15 protein-coding genes, 1 tRNA gene and 2 rRNA genes (1 of these 18 cut by a window edge) are annotated in these 18979 nt (G+C 62.1%); 12 read left to right on the plus strand and 6 right to left on the minus strand.

Annotated features, from left to right (window positions below):
• From FA04_RS18120 to FA04_RS18130, 3 genes are all read left to right on the plus strand, one after another.
• Nucleotides 1-2187 (plus strand): 23S ribosomal RNA (locus FA04_RS18120); it begins 609 nt to the left of the window's first position.
• Between the two features lie 124 nt (nucleotides 2188-2311).
• Nucleotides 2312-2426: ribosomal RNA gene (rrf, locus tag FA04_RS18125) — 5S ribosomal RNA — on the plus strand.
• A gap of 208 nt (nucleotides 2427-2634) precedes the next feature.
• A tRNA-Met gene (locus FA04_RS18130) sits at nucleotides 2635-2711 on the plus strand.
• A gap of 80 nt (nucleotides 2712-2791) precedes the next feature.
• Here the strand turns inward: FA04_RS18130 and FA04_RS18135 are convergent.
• Nucleotides 2792-3736 carry an alpha/beta fold hydrolase gene (locus FA04_RS18135; protein ID WP_082936524.1) on the minus strand — a complete coding sequence of 315 codons (945 nt, stop codon included), beginning with the start codon at nucleotides 3734-3736 and terminating at the stop codon, nucleotides 2792-2794.
• Here FA04_RS18135 and FA04_RS18140 point away from each other — a divergent pair.
• From FA04_RS18140 to deoA, 9 genes are all read left to right on the plus strand, one after another.
• Entirely contained in the window at nucleotides 3735-4442 is a 708-nt protein-coding gene (locus tag FA04_RS18140; RefSeq protein ID WP_034805132.1) for a lysoplasmalogenase, read from the plus strand. The two genes, FA04_RS18135 and FA04_RS18140, sit on opposite strands and share 2 nt — an antisense overlap.
• Nucleotides 4432-5844, plus strand: coding sequence for a coniferyl aldehyde dehydrogenase (locus FA04_RS18145; RefSeq protein WP_034805320.1), 1413 nt, complete (start codon nucleotides 4432-4434; stop codon nucleotides 5842-5844). The genes FA04_RS18140 and FA04_RS18145 overlap by 11 nt, the downstream gene beginning before the upstream one ends.
• Before the next feature lie 95 nt (nucleotides 5845-5939).
• Nucleotides 5940-8264 carry a heavy metal translocating P-type ATPase gene (locus FA04_RS18150; protein ID WP_034805129.1) on the plus strand — a complete coding sequence of 775 codons (2325 nt, stop codon included), beginning with the start codon at nucleotides 5940-5942 and terminating at the stop codon, nucleotides 8262-8264.
• 248 nt (nucleotides 8265-8512) lie between these two features.
• Nucleotides 8513-10048 carry an ABC transporter ATP-binding protein gene (locus FA04_RS18155; protein ID WP_034805126.1) on the plus strand — a complete coding sequence of 512 codons (1536 nt, stop codon included), beginning with the start codon at nucleotides 8513-8515 and terminating at the stop codon, nucleotides 10046-10048.
• Nucleotides 10045-11178, plus strand: coding sequence for an ABC transporter permease (locus FA04_RS18160; protein WP_034805123.1), 1134 nt, complete (start codon nucleotides 10045-10047; stop codon nucleotides 11176-11178). The genes FA04_RS18155 and FA04_RS18160 overlap by 4 nt, the downstream gene beginning before the upstream one ends.
• Before the next feature lie 4 nt (nucleotides 11179-11182).
• The gene (locus tag FA04_RS18165) at nucleotides 11183-12154 is read left to right on the plus strand and encodes an ABC transporter permease (protein WP_034805120.1); all 972 of its coding nucleotides are present in this window, start codon (nucleotides 11183-11185) and stop codon (nucleotides 12152-12154) included.
• Between the two features lie 4 nt (nucleotides 12155-12158).
• Nucleotides 12159-12551 (plus strand): cytidine deaminase, encoded by a 393-nt coding sequence (locus FA04_RS18170; protein WP_034805117.1) that lies wholly within the window; start codon nucleotides 12159-12161, stop codon nucleotides 12549-12551.
• Nucleotides 12548-13354: a purine-nucleoside phosphorylase gene (locus FA04_RS18175; protein WP_034805114.1), complete on the plus strand. Its 807-nt coding sequence runs from the start codon at nucleotides 12548-12550 to the stop codon at nucleotides 13352-13354. Before FA04_RS18170 ends, FA04_RS18175 begins: the two co-directional genes overlap by 4 nt.
• On the plus strand, nucleotides 13351-14667 hold the full coding sequence (gene deoA, locus FA04_RS18180) for a thymidine phosphorylase (RefSeq protein ID WP_034805112.1): 1317 nt from the start codon (nucleotides 13351-13353) through the stop codon (nucleotides 14665-14667). The genes FA04_RS18175 and deoA overlap by 4 nt, the downstream gene beginning before the upstream one ends.
• Here deoA and FA04_RS18185 read toward each other — a convergent pair.
• From FA04_RS18185 to FA04_RS18205, 5 genes are all read right to left on the minus strand, one after another.
• The gene (locus FA04_RS18185; RefSeq protein WP_034805316.1) at nucleotides 14660-15187 is read right to left on the minus strand and encodes a TIGR02281 family clan AA aspartic protease; all 528 of its coding nucleotides are present in this window, start codon (nucleotides 15185-15187) and stop codon (nucleotides 14660-14662) included. The two genes, deoA and FA04_RS18185, sit on opposite strands and share 8 nt — an antisense overlap.
• 128 nt (nucleotides 15188-15315) lie before the next feature.
• Nucleotides 15316-15945, minus strand: a complete 630-nt coding sequence (upp, locus tag FA04_RS18190; RefSeq protein WP_034805105.1) for a uracil phosphoribosyltransferase — start codon at nucleotides 15943-15945, stop codon at nucleotides 15316-15318.
• A gap of 117 nt (nucleotides 15946-16062) precedes the next feature.
• Nucleotides 16063-17031, minus strand: a complete 969-nt coding sequence (locus FA04_RS18195) for an adenosine deaminase (protein WP_034805102.1) — start codon at nucleotides 17029-17031, stop codon at nucleotides 16063-16065.
• A complete protein-coding gene (locus FA04_RS18200) occupies nucleotides 17028-18248 on the minus strand; it encodes a phosphopentomutase (RefSeq protein ID WP_034805099.1) in 1221 nt (406 codons plus the stop codon). The genes FA04_RS18195 and FA04_RS18200 overlap by 4 nt, the downstream gene beginning before the upstream one ends.
• Nucleotides 18249-18389: 141 nt before the next feature.
• Nucleotides 18390-18977, minus strand: a complete 588-nt coding sequence (locus FA04_RS18205) for a TadE/TadG family type IV pilus assembly protein (protein WP_051659691.1) — start codon at nucleotides 18975-18977, stop codon at nucleotides 18390-18392.
• Nucleotides 18978-18979: the final 2 nt, after the last annotated feature.

Consider the following 18979-nt stretch of genomic DNA (forward strand, 5'->3'; position numbering starts at 1 on the left):
ATGGGTCAACGACTTAGTGTGACGAGCAAGCTTAAGCCGATAGGTGAAGGCGCAGCGAAAGCGAGTCTGAACAGGGCGTTCAGTTCGTCGCATTAGACCCGAAACCGAGTGATCTAGCCATGAGCAGGTTGAAGGTTGGGTAACACCAACTGGAGGACCGAACCCGCATCTGTTGCAATAGATTGGGATGACTTGTGGTTAGGGGTGAAAGGCCAATCAAACTCGGAAATAGCTGGTTCTCCGCGAAAACTATTTAGGTAGTGCGTCGACCGAATACCCTCGGGGGTAGAGCACTGGATGGGCTATGGGGACTCACCGTCTTACTGATCCTAACCAAACTCCGAATACCGAGGAGTACTAGTCGGCAGACACACGGCGGGTGCTAACGTCCGTCGTGAAAAGGGCAACAACCCTGACCTCCAGCTAAGGTCCCCAAGTCATGGCTAAGTGGGAAAGGATGTGAGGATCCCAAAACAACCAGGATGTTGGCTTAGAAGCAGCCATCATTTAAAGAAAGCGTAACAGCTCACTGGTCTAAATAAGGGTCTTTGCGCCGAAAATGTAACGGGGCTAAAGCCATGCACCGAAGCTGAGGATACGTCGCAAGACGTGTGGTAGCGGAGCGTTCCGTAAGCCTGTGAAGGGATACCCGTGAGGGGTCCTGGAGGTATCGGAAGTGCGAATGTTGACATGAGTAACGATAAAGAGGGTGAGAGACCCTCTCGCCGAAAGACCAAGGGTTCCTGCTTAAAGTTAATCTGAGCAGGGTTAGCCGGCCCCTAAGACGAGGCGGACACGCGTAGTCGATGGGAACCACGTTAATATTCGTGGGCCTGGTGGTAGTGACGGATCGCTTAACTTGTTCACACTTATTGGATTGTGTGGGCGGGGACGCGGTTCCAGGAAATAGCTCCACCGTATAGACCGTACCCGAAACCGACACAGGTGGTCAGGTAGAGTATACCAAGGCGCTTGAGAGAACTATGCTGAAGGAACTCGGCAAATTGCACGCGTAACTTCGGAAGAAGCGTGACCCCAAGGGACGCAAGTCTGTTGGGGTGGCACAGACCAGGGGGTAGCGACTGTTTATCAAAAACACAGGGCTCTGCGAAGTCGCAAGACGACGTATAGGGTCTGACGCCTGCCCGGTGCTGGAAGGTTAAGAGGAGGGGTGCAAGCTCTGAATCGAAGCCCCAGTAAACGGCGGCCGTAACTATAACGGTCCTAAGGTAGCGAAATTCCTTGTCGGGTAAGTTCCGACCTGCACGAATGGCGTAACGACTTCCCCGCTGTCTCCAGCATAGACTCAGTGAAATTGAATTCCCCGTGAAGATGCGGGGTTCCTGCGGTCAGACGGAAAGACCCCGTGCACCTTTACTATAGCTTTACACTGGCATTCGTGTCGGCATGTGTAGGATAGGTGGTAGGCTTTGAAGCAGGGACGCCAGTTCTTGTGGAGCCATCCTTGAAATACCACCCTTATCGTCATGGATGTCTAACCGCGGTCCGTTATCCGGATCCGGGACAGTGTATGGTGGGTAGTTTGACTGGGGCGGTCGCCTCCGAAAGAGTAACGGAGGCGCGCGATGGTGGGCTCAGACCGGTCGGAAATCGGTCGTCGAGTGCAATGGCATAAGCCCGCCTGACTGCGAGACTGACAAGTCGAGCAGAGACGAAAGTCGGTCATAGTGATCCGGTGGTCCCGCGTGGAAGGGCCATCGCTCAACGGATAAAAGGTACGCCGGGGATAACAGGCTGATGACCCCCAAGAGTCCATATCGACGGGGTTGTTTGGCACCTCGATGTCGGCTCATCGCATCCTGGGGCTGGAGCAGGTCCCAAGGGTTTGGCTGTTCGCCAATTAAAGCGGTACGTGAGCTGGGTTCAGAACGTCGTGAGACAGTTCGGTCCCTATCTGCCGTGGGTGTAGGAATATTGACAGGATCTGTCCCTAGTACGAGAGGACCGGGATGGACATATCTCTGGTGGACCTGTTGTCCTGCCAAGGGCATAGCAGGGTAGCTATATATGGAATGGATAACCGCTGAAGGCATCTAAGCGGGAAACCAACCTGAAAACGAGTATTCCCTTGAGAACCGTGGAAGACGACCACGTTGATAGGCTGGGTGTGGAAGTGCGGCAACGCATGAAGCTTACCAGTACTAATCGTTCGATTGGCTTGATCGTTCCCATTGCTCATGCTCATCTTCAGATGAGCGACGTGTTCAAAACAAAACGAGTTGGCTCGACCAACTCACCAGCTTCTCAATCCGGTTTGCGTCCGCTAGACGCAAATCTTGCGCTTTGCCGACCTGGTGGTTCTGGCGGGGTGGCTGCACCCGTTCCCATTCCGAACACGGCCGTGAAACGCCCCAGCGCCGATGGTACTTCGTCTTAAGACGCGGGAGAGTAGGTCGCTGCCAGGTCTGCAAAGCGCAAGATAAAATCCGGAAATCTTCTCGACACAAAACTCGGCCAAGCCGAAACGCAAGGGCCGCCACCAAGCGGCCTTTTTGCGTAGGTAAAATCGAAACACACAACGGGATTTTGCTTCGCAAAACCCGGACCGGAAAAAGCATAAACCGCCAAGCGGTTTACGCTACCGCGCCAAATCCCAAAGGGATTTGCGCTGGACGCGGGGTGGAGCAGCCCGGTAGCTCGTCAGGCTCATAACCTGAAGGCCGCAGGTTCAAATCCTGCCCCCGCAACCAAATCAAAAAAAGCCCGCATGGAGAAATCCAGCGGGCTTTTTGACGTTTGAACGGCGCGCACACAGGCGCAAGTCGCAAGCTCAGGCAAGGGCCAAAAAACCGATCACGTCCGCCAGGATGGCATTCAGCGCAAACGCACGCTCCAGTGGGACATAATGGCCGCAAGCCGGGAGGACGTGCAAACGGCCGTCGATCGCGGCTGCGTCCTGTGAGGCGCTCGCCCTTGGCCCCGGAGCGACGTCGTCCGCTCCGGACACGATCGTGATCGGCCCTGGAAACGTCGAGAGGCAGTGATCCCGGCTCGGCCGCGTATGAAACACGGTAACGCCCCTTGCTATCTCCGCCGCCGAGGATCGTAACGCCATTTCTTTCGCCCGGTTGACAGTCGCCGCACCGGTGGTGCGGGAAAACAGCGGCGCCCAATAGGATTCCCAGGCAGCTTCCGGGCCTTCCTCGTCAATCAGCCTGAGCGCAGAGGCATGGAAAGTCGGATCGGGATGATGCCTGGCCTTCGTGCCGATCAGCACCAGCGCCGAGACCCGTTGCGGTGCGATGGTCGCGACCTCGAGCGCGCATGATCCGCCGACGGAACAGCCGACCACGATGATATTGTCGCCCTTCAGCGGTTCGAGTGCGGCCCGCGCCCATGCGTCAATCGTCTCTCCCGAAGAATAGAGGGTCGGAGCATGGGTTGCGTCTGGCAGCAGATGCATCTGCTCCGCCCACATGGAACCGTCGAGCGGCAATGCGTGCAGCAGCAAGAGTTCGGGGGCCGATCTTGGCTGCGGTCCGTTGGCGGAATGGGCGATCATGGAACGCACTATGAGCCAGCCGCCGGCGAAATGGCAATCCTGCCGCGCTTCGGACGGTTCACCAGCGGAGCGATGTCCGCAATAGTCCGTCAGGAGTGTAGTGTTGCTCGATATGCCCGCGCGCCCCCGCTGGACAATCGCGCAAAAATAGAAACTATCGCCGTGGCCGGAACAGAGTCGAAACGCGGCCTTAGGGCGGGAGTGGCGCGACATGAGTTATCAGGGAACCTTGGACGTCCACCGAAGCCGGCCCGTCCACGTGCTCTTTTTCGTCTGCGCCGCTTTGGCGATCCTCGGCAGCCTGCTTGCCGCCCCCGACGATTCTCCCTGGCGCTGGCTGCATTATCTGACGAAGCCGACGGCGACGCTGCTGCTTCTCGTCGTGGTGTTGCGAACGATCTCTGAAACACCCAGCGCCTATGCCTGGGCCGTTGCTATCGGTCTCGTCTTCGCGGCGGCCGGCGATGTCTTTCTTATGCTGCCGGGTGATTATTTCCTGGCAGGCCTCGTTTGCTTTCTGCTGACCCATTGCACCTATATTTACGCACTCACCCGTGATGCCAAGTTTGCCGAAAGCAAAGGCATCTTCGCGGCCTTTGCCCTCGTTGCGCTCGCCGTTGTCGGTGGGCTCTGGACCTCGCTTCCTGACGAAATGCGCATTCCCGTCATCATCTACGCCCTGGCGCTTGGAGCAATGGCGGCTCAGGCCATTTCCCGCGCCCGACAGCTTTCGGGAACGCCCCGGGCAACGGCGGCACGGCTCGCCGCCTATGGCGGCCTGTTGTTCCTGATCAGTGACAGCATACTCGCCTATGGCCGCTTCCGCTTCGCGATCCCCTTCAACGCGCTCTGGGTGCTTGGCACCTACTACGCAGCCCAATGGTTCTTTGCCCGCTCGACCGATGACCATAGCCACTGACAACCCCGCAGGTCTCCATGCCACTTTCGACGGGCTACGCACGACCTGGCGCGACAACCGGCCGTCCGTCGAACAACGCCGTGCGGACCTGAGCCGGCTCAGGGACCGCCTGCGTGCCCGCATGGAGGAGATGTGCGAGGCGATCGAAGAGGATTTTGGTCATCGCGCCCGGCATGAGACGTTGCTTGGCGAAGGGGGTGTCGTACTCTCGGAGATCGACCACATGCTGGCGAAGCTCAAACACTGGGTTCGGCCGGAACGACGCAAGGCCGGTTGGAAGCTATGGCCGGCGAAGGCCGAAGTGCGCTTCGTGCCGCTCGGTGTCGTCGGTATCATTTCGCCGTGGAACTACCCGGTCAACCTGGCGCTTGCCCCCTTGGTGGCGGCGATCGCGGCCGGTAACCACGTGTACCTGAAGCCGTCCGAACACACGCCGCGCACCGCGGAATTCCTTCGCTCGCTGCTTGCCGAAGTCTTTCCCGAGACACGGGTGGCTGTTGCCCTGGGGGCCGCCGAGCTTTCGGCAGCCTTCTCCGCCCTTCCCTTCGATCACTTGTTCTTCACCGGCTCGACCGCCGTCGGCCGCAAGGTGATGGCGGCGGCCGCGCAGAACCTGACACCTGTCACGCTGGAGCTCGGCGGCAAATCGCCGGCGATCGTCGGCGAAGCCGCAGACCTCGCCAAGGCTGCTGCGCGCATCGCGACCGGAAAGTTCTTCAACGCCGGGCAGACCTGTATCGCGCCCGACTATGTGCTGATCCATGAGAGCAGGCGGGATGCTTTCGTGGAGCAGCTCAAACGGGAGGCTGTGGCGCGCTATCGGTCGAAGCGTGGTCTCGACGATTACACGTCGATCATCAACGACGCCCAGTACGAGCGCCTGAAGCGGCTCATTGCGGATGCCGAGGCGCGCGGTCATCCGGTGGTTTCCCTTCTCGAAGGGGCAGCAGACGCGATAGCGCGGGAACGCGTCCTGCTGCCGACGCTCGTGCTTGATCCGGACCACGACAGCGCCGTCATGGGCGAGGAGATTTTTGGGCCCATCCTTCCCATCGTCAGTTACGCTTCCATCGACGAAGCCATCGCCTATGTGCGCGATCGCGACCGCCCGTTGGCACTTTATTGCTTCAGTCGCGATAACGTTGAAATCGAGGCCGTCCTGTCACGCATCGTCGCCGGCGGGGTCTGCGTCAACGACACGCTCTACCAGTTCGGCTGCAACGACCTGCCTTTCGGCGGCGTCGGCGCCAGCGGCATGGGCCACTATCACGGGCGCGACGGGTTCCTGACCTTCTCCAAGGCGATGCCGGTGCTGAGGAAACTCGATCCGGCGCCGAGCGACCTGGTGAAACCGCCCTATCGGGGCATTGCCGACTGGGTCATCCGCTTCCTGTCGCGATAATTCGCCAAAAAATCTGCAATCACGCAGCAATTTGGCCTTGTAGCTCTAGTTGCTAGAGGTCGTAGCCTTGCTTCAGAATTTGCAAGGAGCAGGTTATGGCGAGCACTATTCGGGAAGCCCGTTATCGCGTCGAGGGCATGGATTGCGCGTCCTGCGCGTCCAAGATCGATACGGCGGTGCGCCGGCTGTCGGGCGTCGAGGACGTATCGGTCTCTGTGTCGGCGGGCACCATGTCGGTCAAGTTTGCCGACGAAAACGATCTTGCGACGTCGATTGTGAGCAGGGTCGGAAAGCTCGGCTATCGTTTGCATCCGATCCAGGCAGGCCAGGCGTCGGAGCGGAAAGCGGCGCATGTCTGCTCCGGACACGATCATGACCATAACCACGACCACGATCACGGCGATCACAGTCATGACCATGACCATGACCATGACCATGATCATGGTCATCGACACGATGAGCACGCCCATCATCACGAGGGTAACGCCAGCCAGAAGGGCGAGACAGCCGCGGCAGCGATGGGCCTTCACGGTCATGACCACGGCCCGACGAGCGGCCCCTGGTGGAAGTCGGGCAAGGGCAAGCTGACGATTGCCAGCGGCCTGGCGCTGATTGCCGCCTATGCGGTCGGCAAGACGATCCCGGCGACCGAGCCCTGGATCTTTACCCTCGCCATGCTCGTCGGCCTGTTGCCGATTGCGCGGCGCGCCTTTGTCGCTGCGACCATGGGCACGCCGTTTTCGATCGAGATGCTGATGACGATCGCCGCGATCGGCGCGGTCTTCATCGGCGCGACGGAAGAGGCGGCAATGGTCGTCCTGCTCTTCCTGGTCGGTGAACTGCTGGAGGGCGTGGCCGCCGGCAAGGCGCGCGCCAGCATCCAGTCGCTGACGGCGCTCGTTCCGAAATCCGCCTTCGTCGAGCGCGATGGGCGGCTGGATGAGGTTCCGGCCGAAACGCTGAGCGGGGGCGCCGTCATTCTCGTTCGCCCCGGCGACCGCATTCCGGCTGACGGAGTCATTCTCTCCGGCGAAAGTGCCGTCGACGAAGCGCCGGTTACCGGCGAGAGCACGCCGGTGCGCAAGGAAGTCGATGACACCGTGGTTGCGGGCACCGTCAATGGCTCCGGCGCGCTGCGCGTGCGGGTCACGGCCGCCGCTGCCGACAACACCATTGCGCGCATCGTCCGCATGGTGGAGGAAGCCCAGGAAAGCAAGGCGCCGACCGAGCGCTTTATCGACCGCTTCTCGCGCTACTATACGCCGGGTGTCGTCGTCGTCGCGGCGCTTGTGGCGGTGCTGCCGCCGCTTCTCTCCGGCGGCTTCTGGGACGAGTGGATCTACAAGGGTCTTGCCATTCTCCTTATCGGCTGCCCCTGCGCGCTCGTCATCTCGACACCGGCAGCGATCGCCGCCAGCCTTTCGGCCGGCGCCCGTCGTGGGTTGCTGATGAAGGGCGGCGCCGTGCTTGAGAATGTCGGCAAAGTCACGGCCGCCGCCTTCGACAAGACCGGGACGCTGACGGAAGGCAAGCCGAAGGTGACGGATATCGTCGGCTTCGGCCGGTCGGAGGCGGAGGTCCTGCGTCTTGCCGCAGCGCTGGAGCAGGGATCGAGCCACCCGCTTGCCCGGGCCATCCTGGAGCGCAGCACGGCTGATGGCGTTGCGATCCCCAATATCGCCACCGTGAATGCGGTGGGCGGCAAGGGGCTGGAAGGGACCGTCGAAGGCATCGCGCTGTTCTTCGGTTCGCCGAAGGCCGCAGCCGAGCGGACGCCGTTGACGGCAGACGAAAAGGCGCGCGTCGCCGCGCTCAACGATGAAGGTAAGACCGTTTCGGTGCTGGTCGCCGGTGGCGTGATTGCCGGTGCCATTGCAATGCGTGACGAGCCCCGGCCGGATGCGGCGGCTGGTGTGAAGGCGCTCACGGACGCCGGCCTCCGCGTCGTCATGCTGACCGGCGACAACCGCCGCACGGCCGAAGCGATCGGCCGCCAGTTCGGCATGGAAGTCCGTGCGGAGCTCCTGCCCGAGGACAAGCAACGCATCGTGCGCGAACTGAAGGCGGAAGGCTTCAACGTCGCCAAGATCGGTGACGGCATCAACGACGCGCCGGCGCTGGCCGCGGCCGACATCGGTATCGCCATGGGCGGCGGCACCGATGTGGCGCTGGAAACGGCGGACGCGGCGGTGTTGCACGGCCGTGTCGGCGACGTCGCGGCGATGATCCGGCTCTCCCGCTCGACGATGCGCAACATCGTTCAGAACATCACGATTGCGCTTGGCCTGAAGGCGGTCTTCCTGGTGACGACGATCATCGGCGTTACCGGCCTTTGGCCGGCGATCCTCGCCGACACCGGTGCGACCGTTCTCGTCACGATGAATGCCCTCAGGCTGCTTCGGCCCGTACGAGCCGTCTGAGAACCACCAAATAATCCCAATATGAAGGACCGGCGGCACCCGTTGTCGCCGGTTTTTCGCGTCCAAGTGCCTGTGTATATTCACGCTGGACTCTCACCAGCGATCTGATGAGAGTATAAGGAGATCACGGTTGAGGGCTTTCGCCCCGAAAAATCGATGATAAACTTAGACCAAATGGTAAAAAAATCGCCGGCACGGTTTCTGGGAAGAATGCCGAAGCGGGCCAGTTTGGGGATCGCAAGGCCAATATGGACAATATTGCCATCGAACTGCGTGGGATCGACAAGAGTTTCGGTCCGGTCCACGCCAACAAGAACATCAATCTAAAAGTCCGCAAAGGGACGATCCACGGCATCATCGGCGAAAACGGTGCGGGAAAATCGACCCTGATGTCGATCCTCTACGGCTTCTATCAGGCCGATAGCGGTGAAATCCTCGTCGACGGAAAACCCGTAGCGATCCGCGATCCGAATGCGGCGATCGCCGCCGGCATCGGCATGGTCCACCAGCATTTCATGCTGGTCGAGAACTTCACGGTGCTCGAAAACATCATGCTCGGCGCCGAGGACAGCCAGATCCTCAACAAAGGTATTGCCAAGGCGCGCGTCGAGCTGAAGCGGCTGGAGCGCGAATATGCGCTAGAAGTCGATCCGGATGCCGTCATCGAGGAACTGCCCGTTGGCCTGCAGCAGCGCGTCGAGATCCTGAAAGCACTTTATCGCCGGGCCGATATCCTGATCCTCGACGAGCCGACCGGCGTCTTGACGCCGGCTGAGGCCGACCATCTCTTCCGGGTGCTCGAACAGCTGAAGAACCAGGGCAAGACCGTCATCCTCATCACCCACAAGCTGCGCGAGATCATGGCGATCACCGACGAGGTGTCGGTCATGCGCCGCGGCGAGATGGTAGCAACGCGCACGACGGCTGAAACCTCGGTCGAAGAGCTTGCCGAACTCATGGTCGGGCGTCGCGTCTTGCTGCGTGTCGAAAAGGGCGAGGCCAAGCCCGGCGAGGTGAAGCTCGCGGTCGAGGGGCTGACGGTCAAGGACGGCCGCGGTGTCACCATGGTTGACAACGTCTCCTTCAACCTGAGGGCGGGTGAGATCGTCGGCATTGCCGGAGTTGCCGGCAACGGCCAATCCGAGCTGCTCGAAGCGATTTCGGGCATTCGTCGCGCCGTGTCGGGCTCCGTGCTTCTCAACGGTAAGCCCATCGACGTTACCGGCCGCGCCGACCCCTCCGAACTGCGCAATCGTGGTCTCGCCCACGTGCCGGAAGACCGCCACCATGTCGGTCTCGTGCTGAAGTTCGAGGAATGCGAAAACGCGATCCTCGGCTATCATCACGACAAGCGTTACCTCAACGGCGTCTTCCTGAACGTCGATGCGATCCGCAAGGACGCAGAGCAGCGCATCGCCGAATACGATATCCGCCCGCCGAATCCGCGGCTGAAGACCGCCAATTTCTCCGGCGGCAACCAGCAGAAGATCGTGCTGGCGCGTGAAATGGAGCGCGGGCCCGATGTGCTGATCATCGGCCAGCCGACGCGCGGCGTCGATGTCGGCGCCATCGAATTCATCCATAGACGGATCATCGAGATGCGCGACCAGGGCATGGCTGTCCTGTTGGTCTCCGTCGAGCTCGATGAAATCCGCGCCCTGTCGGACCGTATCCTCGTCATGTTTGCCGGCCGTGTCGTCGGCGAGCGCGATCCGGATGCGACCGAGGGCGAACTCGGCCTGCTGATGGCCGGCGTTGAAGGCCGCAAGGAGGCCGCAGAATGAGCACCCCCTATGCTAAGCTTCCGGGCTGGGTCGAATACGGCCTCGTCCCGCTGGTCAACCTCGCTGTTGCCTTCCTCGTCGCCGGTCTCGTCGTGTTGCTCGTCGGTGAAAATCCGTTGGAAGCGGCCTATCACCTGATCAACGGCGCCTTCGGCCGCGGCGAATATCTCGGCTTCACGCTGTACTACGCCACCACCTTCATCTTCACCGGTCTTGCCGTCGCAGTCGCCTTCCATGCCGGCCTCTTCAACATCGGCGGCGAAGGCCAGGCCTATGTCGGTGGTATCGGCGTGGCGCTTGCCTGCCTCTGGCTCGACCAGACGATGCCGTGGTTCGTGGTGTTCCCGCTGGCGATCCTCGGGTCCGCCTTCTTCGGCGCTGCCTGGGCCTTCCTGCCCGGCTGGCTGCAGGCCAAGCGCGGCAGCCACATCGTCATCACGACGATCATGTTCAACTTCATCGCCTCGAGCCTGATGGTCTACCTGTTGACGCGGGTGCTGAAGCCGCTCGGCTCGATGTCGCCGCAGACGCGCACCTTCGCCGAAGGCGGGCAACTGCCCAAGCTCGATTGGCTGCTCGCGATCTTCGGGCTGGATATCGGTACGGCGCCGTTCAACGTCTCGTTCCTGCTGGCGCTCGTCGCGGCCTTCTGCGTCTGGCTTCTGATCTGGCGCACCAAGCTCGGCTATGAAATGCGCACCATGGGCCACAGCCCTTCGGCCGCGCGCTACGCCGGCATGAGTGAAAGCCGCATCACCGTCATCACCATGATGATATCCGGTGCGCTTGCCGGCATGATGGCGCTCAATCCGATCATGGGCGAGCAGGGGCGCATGCAGCTCGACTTCGTGCAGGGCGCAGGCTTCGTCGGCATCGCCGTGGCGCTGATGGGCCGCTCGCATCCGGCCGGCATCATCCCGGCCGCCATTCTCTTCGGCATGCTTTACCAGGGCGGAGCCGAAATCTCCTTCGAAATGCCGTCGATCTCGCGCGACATGATCGTGATCATCCAGGGTCTCGTCATTCTCTTTGCCGGTGCACTCGAAAACATGTTCAGGCCGGCGATCGCCCGGCTGTTTGCGATGCAGAGCCGCCGTGCGGCCGTCGTGGCACAGACCAAGGGAGCTTGAAGCCATGGATTTCTTCCACGTCATCGTGGTGCTCCTCGAGTCCACCATCCGCGTATCCGTCCCGCTGATCTTCGCAGCGCTGGCAGGGCTCTTCACCGAGCGCGCCGGCATCTTCGACATCGGCCTTGAAGGCAAGATGCTTGGTGCTGCCTTTGCCGCCGGCGCTGTTGCGGCCGTCACCCAGTCGGTCTGGATGGGGCTGCTTGCCGCCATCCTGATCTCGATCGCGCTGTCGCTGGTGCACGGCTATGCGTCGATCACCCAGCGCGGCAACCAGATCGTCTCGGGTGTCGCGATCAACTTCATCGTCGCCGGCTCGACCGTCATCCTTGGCGAGGCCTGGTTCCGCCAGGGCGGCCGCACGCCGGCACTCGGCGAAGGTGCGCGCTTCCAGACGATCACCTTCCCCTATGCCGACAGCATCCGCGAAATCCCGATCCTCGGTCCGATCTATTCGGACCTGCTTTCCGGGCATTTCATCCTGACCTATGTCGCCTTTGCCATGGTGCCGCTCAGCTGGTGGATCCTCTACCGCACCCGCTTCGGCCTGCGGCTGCGCGCCGTCGGCGAGAACCCGGGCGCGGTCGACACAGCCGGTATTTCGGTGATCTGGATGCGCTATCGCGCCGTCATCTGCTGCGGCATTCTCTGCGGCTTTGCAGGTGCCTATCTGTCGCTGGCCATGACCGCCGGCTTCGTCAAGGGAATGACCGCCGGTAAGGGTTATATCGCGCTGGCAGCGTTGATCTTCGCCAAGTGGCGTCCATTCAACATCATGCTCGCCTGCCTGCTTTTCGGCTTCCTAGATGCGCTCGCCATCCGTCTGCAGGGCAATCCGCTGCCGCTGATCGGCCAGGTGCCGGTGCAGTTGATGCAGGCGCTGCCCTATATCCTCACCGTAATCCTGCTTGCCGGTTTCATCGGCAAGGCCATTCCGCCGAAGGCCGGCGGCGTCCCCTATGTCAAGGAGCGCTAGAACCATGGAAAAGGAACTGTTCGAAGCCGCGCGTGACGCAATGGCCAAGGCGCATGCGCCCTACTCGAAGTTTCCGGTCGGCGCGGCGATCCGCGCCGAGGACGGCAAGATCTATACCGGCGCCAACATCGAGAACCTGTCCTTCCCCGAGGGCTGGTGCGCCGAGACCACCGCGATCAGCCATATGGTCATGGCCGGTCAGCGCAAGATCATGGAAGTCGCCGTCATTGCCGAGAAGCTGGCGCTCTGCCCGCCCTGCGGCGGCTGCCGCCAGCGGCTGGCGGAGTTCTCCGGCGCCAGCACGCGCATCTTCCTGTGCGACGAGACCGGCGTGAAAAAGACCCTGGCACTGTCGGACCTGCTGCCGCACAGCTTCGAGACCGAGATTCTCGGATGACCGCGGCCGCTGAACTGTTGAAAGCCAGGCTCGGGGACCTCTCTCCACGCTATGGCATCGTGCTCGGCTCCGGCCTCGGTTCTCTGGTCGAGGCTTTGGACGAGACGTTGCGCCTCTCCTACGCCGAAATCCCGGGCTTCCCGGTCAGCAGCGTCTCCGGCCATGCCGGCGAACTTGTGGCCGGAACGCTCTCGGGCGTGCCTGTTGTCATGCTGTCTGGTCGGGTCCACTACTACGAGCAGGGCGACGCCAATGCGATGCGCGTCCCGCTCGAAACCCTGAAGGCGCTCGGCATCGAATGCCTGGTGCTGACCAATTCCGCCGGATCGCTGCGGGATGATCTGCCGCCGGGATCGGTGATGCGGATATCCGACCACATCAACTACTCGGGCTTCAACCCGCTGATCGGCGTCGACAGCGACGATCGCTTCGTCGGCATGACCAATGCCTATGATGCCGAGCTTGCGGAAAGAATGCAGGAGAGCGCCGAGCGCCTCGGCATTCCGCTTCTCGCCGGCGTCTACATGTGGTTCTCCGGACCGAGCTTCGAAACGCCGGCGGAGATCCGCATGGCGCGCATCCTTGGCGCCGATGCGGTCGGCATGTCCACGGTTCCGGAAGTCATCCTCGCGCGCTTCTTCGGCCTCCGCGTCGTTGCCGCCTCGGTCATCACCAATTTCGGCGCCGGCATGACCGGTGGCGAGATCAGCCATCACGAGACGAAGGACATGGCGCCGATCGGCGGTAAGCGGCTTGCCGCGATCCTCGCCGACATGATCGCGGCCGACGCGGTGCGCGGGTGACGATGCTTCCGCAGGAAACCATCAGGCGCAAACGCAACGGCGAGCACCTCGCCTCGGCCGAGATCGCGGATTTCGTTCGCGGCCTGTCGGATGGTTCGATCTCCGAAGGGCAGGTCGCCGCCTTCGCCATGGCGATCTGGTTCTCCGGCATGAGCCGCGAGGAGACCGTCGCGCTGACATTGGCGATGCGCGATAGCGGCGAAACACTCGACTGGAGCGCCATTAAACGACCCATTGCCGACAAACATTCGACCGGCGGTGTCGGCGACAACGTCTCGCTGATGCTGGCGCCGATCGTTGCCGCCTGCGGGCTCGCCGTGCCGATGATATCAGGGCGCGGCCTCGGGCACACCGGCGGCACGCTCGACAAGCTCGAATCCATACCCGGCTATGATATCCAGCCGTCGGCGAGTGTCTTCCGCAGGACGGTCGACGAGATCGGTTGCGCGGTCATCGGCCAGACCGCTAATCTCGCGCCTGCCGACAAGCGCCTCTATGCGATCCGCGATGTCACTGCGACCGTCGATTCGGTACCGCTGATCACGGCCTCGATTCTGTCGAAGAAGCTCGCGGCCGGCCTTCAGTCGCTGGTGCTGGACGTCAAGCTCGGCAACGGCTCCTTCATGAGCGATGCGCGTGAGGCCGAAATCCTGGCGCGCTCGTTGGTCGACGTTGCCAATGGCGCCGGCGTTCGCACCTCCGCACTCCTGACTGACATGAACGAGCCCCTGGCAGACGCGGCCGGCAATGCACTGGAGATCGACAATTGCCTGGCTTTCCTTCGAGGCGAGAAGAAGGGAACGCGGCTTGAAACCGTCGTGCTCGCCTTTGCCGCCGAAATGTTGGTGGCCGGCGGCGTTGCCGGTGATGCCGAACAGGGTGAAGCCCAGGCGCGCAAAGTGCTTGGCAGCGGAGCGGCACTGGAACGGTTCGGGAAGATGGTACATGCGCTGGGTGGCCCGGCGGATTTCATCGAGCGCTCGGTCGCCTATCTCGGACGTGCGCCGGTCATTCTGCCGGTCGAAGCCGAGCAGTCCGGCTATCTCGCCGCCTGTGAGACGCGGGAACTGGGCATGGCCGTCATCGCGCTCGGCGGCGGGCGTTCGCATCCAGACGACAGGATCGATCACCGCGTCGGTTTCGATGCGCTGAAGCCGCTTGGAACGCGGGTCGCGAAGGGCGATCTCATCGCCTTCGTTCACGCGGCAGACCAGCAGGCGGCGGAAGCGGCCCGGCGACGCCTTTTGGCACTCTACACGATCGATGAGGTCGAGCCGGAGACGAGGTCCCCGATCCTCGCGAAAATCACCTGACCAGATGCAGGTCGCCGTCCTCGACACGGAAAGAGGACAGCCGGTTCAGGAAGGTCATGCCGATCAGAGTCCCCGAGAGCGCCTTGTCCGGAAGCACCAGCGCCTGAACGTCGCGCACCGATATGCCGCCGATCTCGATTCGGCTGAGGACCACCGGCGCTGCCCCGACGATGCCATTGGCCGTGTTGACACGTGCCGCGGCGAAGTCGAGCGTGTTCGCCGAAATCCCGAGCCGCCTTGCGGTTGAAAAGTTGATAGTGATCGCACTGGCGCCGGTATCGACCAGTCCGCGTTCCGTTCGCCCATTGATGCGGAAGGTGCCAATGAAGTGCCCTCTGTCGTCGGCGTCGAGCACGACGCTGCGCCCCATCGCGTATTTCGCGGTGGTCGTCGGCGGGGCTGCAGCTACCTGAGTGACCTTCCCGTTGTCTGGGTGGGACAGAAACCTGGTCGCAAGGTTCGGGACCACGATGGCCGCGACTGCCGCAGCGCCGGCCAATGTCAGCAGACGGACGAGCATGGACATCACCTCTTAATCGAACTTATGCTCGTGCAAGTAGAGCCGATGATGCCTAAGACGACATAAAAAAACCGCCGGGATCCGACGGTTTTCTCATCGATTTCAGATCCTGGTTAAGGATCTGAAAATCACTTGGTGCCGTACATGCGGTCGCCGGCGTCACCCAGACCGGGCATGATGTAGCCGAGTTCGTTCAGGTGGCTGTCGATCGAGGCGGTGAAGATCGGCACGTCCGGGTGCGCGCTCTGGAAATTGCGGATGCCTTCAGGAGCGGCGAGCAGGCAGAGGAAGCGCATGTTCTTGGCGCCGCGCTCCTTCAGCTTGTCGATCGCCGCGATCGAGGAATTGCCGGTGGCAAGCATCGGATCGACGACGATGATCAGGCGCTCTGACAGGCTCTCCGGTGCCTTGAAGTAGTATTCCACCGCCTCCAGCGTCTCATGGTCGCGATAGACGCCGATATGGGAGACGCGGGCCGAAGGCACGAGTTCGAGCATGCCTTCGAGCAGCCCGTTGCCGGCGCGCAGGATCGAGGCGAAGACAAGCTTCTTGCCTTCGAGGACCGGCGAGTCGATTTCCTGCAGCGGCGTTTCGATGCGCTCCATCGTCAGCTCTAGATCGCGCGTCACCTCGTAGCAGAGCAGCGTCGAGATCTCACGGAGAAGCCGGCGGAAACCCGCAGTCGAGGTCTCCTTCTTGCGCATGATGGTCAGCTTGTGCTGCACAAGCGGATGATCGATCACTGTAACGCCGTTCATGGCTCACCTTTCCGGATTTTTTGTATCCGTCCTTTTTCCATGGAATGCGCCGTCGCCGCAAGGGTATTGGCCGACCGGAGACCGTCATCCCCAGCCGGCAAATCGCGACCTGTACCCCTAGATCCGCGTCAGCAACCGCTGACGCGTCGCCTCGTCGACAAAGGCGGCTTCGATCGCGGTCCTGGTCATGCCGTTGATCTCATCGTCGCTGAAGCCCATCACCGCGGAGGCGATGTCGTATTCCTGGGCGAGCGAAGTGTGGAAGAACGGTGGGTCGTCGGAATTGAGCGTGACGCGCACGCCGGCCTCGTGCAGGGCCCACAGCGGATGCGACGCGAAATCGGGGAAGACCTGAAGCGAGATGTTGGAACCGGGGCAGACCTCGAGCACCACACCCTCATCGGCGAGGCGCCGCACCAGATCCGCGTCTTCGATCGCCCGCACACCGTGGCTGATGCGCGACGGGCGCACGTGGTCGAGCGCGTCGCGAACGCTGAAGGCGCCCGAGAGTTCGCCCGCATGGATCGTCAGCCCGAGGCCGGCATCACGCACGATGTCGAAGGCGCGCGCGAAGTCGGCGACCTTGTGCATGCGCTCTTCGCCGGCAAGGTTGAAGCCGGTGACGAACTTGTGTTCGCGCCTGGCGGCGAATTCGGCCGTCTTGATCACCGATTCCGGGCCGAGATGGCGGATGCCCGTGATCAGCATGCGCGATTCGATGCCGGTCTTCTGCCGGGCGGCTTCCATTCCGGCGGCAAGACCTTCGAGATAGGCGTGGGCACCCAGGCCGATCGTGTTGCCGTGGTCGGGCGAAACGATGATTTCGCTGTAGATCGTTCCGGCTTCGGCAAGTTCGGTCAGATAGGCTTCCGCGAGCAGCGCGTAGTCTTCCTCGGTCTTAAACAGCGAGGCGATGGCGTCGTAGCATTTCACGAAGCTGGTGAAGTCTTCCCAGACATAGGCCTTGTCGCGGATGATTGCGCTGGTGTCGACGCCATATTTCTCGGCCTGGGCCAAAGCCAGTTCGGGCGGCGTCGCACCCTCGATGTGGCAATGCAGTTCCGCCTTCTTCAGATGTGCGGTCAAATGAGGCTTCTCCCATGGTGGCCCGGCGCGATGCCGAGATGCTTGGCGACGGTTTCGCCGATATGCGTGAAGGTATTGGCAATGCCAAGCGAGCGGCTGCGCAGGGACGGCCCGAACATCAGCACCGGCACGCGCTCGCGCGTATGGTCGGTACCGCGCCAGGTCGGGTCGCAGCCATGGTCGGCCGTCAGGATGACGATGTCGCCCGGCTGCAGGCGACGGTCGAGATCGGGCAGGCGCGCGTCGAAGGCCTCGAGGGCAGCCGCATAGCCGGCAACGTCGCGACGATGGCCGTAGAGCATGTCGAAATCGACGAAGTTGGTGAAGACCAGGCTTCCGTCCTCGGCCTCGTCGATGGCTGCAATGCTGGCATCGAAGAGCGCCATGTTGCCATCGGCCTTGGTCAGCTTGGTCACGCCCTGATGGGCGAAGATGTCGCCGATCTTCCCGATAGCGTGAACCGAGCGCTCGGCCTCCACCAGCCGGTCGAGGATGGTCGGCTCCGGTGGCAACACCGAAAAGTCGCGCCGGTTGCCGGTGCGCACAAAAGTCTGCGGGCTCGCGCCGACGAAGGGGCGGGCGATGACGCGGCCGATATTGTAGTGGTCGAGCAGGCGGCGAACGATCTGGCAAAGCTCGAGCAGGCGGTCGAGGCCAAAACTCTGCTCGTGCGCTGCGATCTGGAAGACCGAGTCCGACGAAGTGTAGCAGATCGGCTTGCCACTGCGCATGTGCTCCTCGCCGTGGCGGACGATGATATCGGTGCCGGAGGCGTGGCAGTTGCCGAGAATGCCGGGAATGTTGGCCTCGCGGCAGATCGCTTCGACGAGCTCCGGCGGAAAGGCGTCGCCTTCGGCGGAGAAGTAGCCCCAGTCGAACATGACGGGGGTCCCGGCGATTTCCCAATGACCGGAAGGCGTGTCCTTGCCGCGCGATACTTCGCTCGCCGCACCATAGGCGCCATAGACGCGATTGGGCACCGGCATGCCCTGGGGAATGGTGCCGGTCGCAAGCTTTGCCGCGTGGATCAGGCCAAGCGCGGACATGTTCGGCAGGCTGAGCGGGCCCTCGCGCAATCCGGGCCGGTCGGCAGCGCCGATAGCGCAGAACTCGGCGATATGGCCAAGCGTGTTGGCACCGAGATCGCCGAAGGCTTCGGCGTCCGGCGCTCCGCCTATGCCAAAGGAATCGAGAACGAATAGAAAGGCACGCGCCATGATGCACCTGACAGCGGGCGCGCGGCGATCGCGGCCCGAGACCTCCGGAAAAGCGCAGGTACGCCCGCTAGGGCACCCGCGCAATCTCGAAGGGATAGCGCCGCTCGTTGCTCAATGCAATTGCGCCGCATGTCTGTCTGATCAGCAATCCGAGCATTTTATCGGCTGGGAGAGGCGTGCGTGGAAGTAGGCCGTCTTGGAGAGATCGATGGTCTTTGCCGTCGCCTGAAGGTTGGGCGCATAGAGCAGGAGTTCGTGCGGTACGGTCAGTTCCGTGCGAATGACGAAGGAGTTGGTCGCTGTGAACTGGGCGGGCAGGGAGACCTTCGTATTGACGGCATAGGGCGTGCCGCCTGCCTGATCGCGCGACCACAGGATCGTGCCCTCATTGGTGTTCGTGACCGCGATGCCGCTGATCTTCAGCGTGTAGTTGGCATTTCCGTAGGGCGCCAGGATGCTCTTTGCGATGTTCGGCACGTTGGCGAGGAAGGCCTTGTTGACCTCCGTCTGCTGCGCGACGACGTCGGCCGTAGCGCTTGCGGCGCGCGCGGTCTTGCCGGCAACTGTAAAACCGACCGAGAGTTCGAAGGCGCCGAGATAGGCCATCACCAGCAGCGGGGCGACGATCGCGAATTCGACCGCACCGACGCCGCTTCTGTCGCGCCGTAGCGCGCCAAGTGTCTTGGTAATCGGCTTGAGGCGCAGGATTTCTAACGCGGAATACGGCATCG

This window comes from Ensifer adhaerens, from assembly GCF_000697965.2.
In the GTDB taxonomy this organism is placed as follows: Bacteria; Pseudomonadota; Alphaproteobacteria; order Rhizobiales; family Rhizobiaceae; genus Ensifer; species Ensifer adhaerens.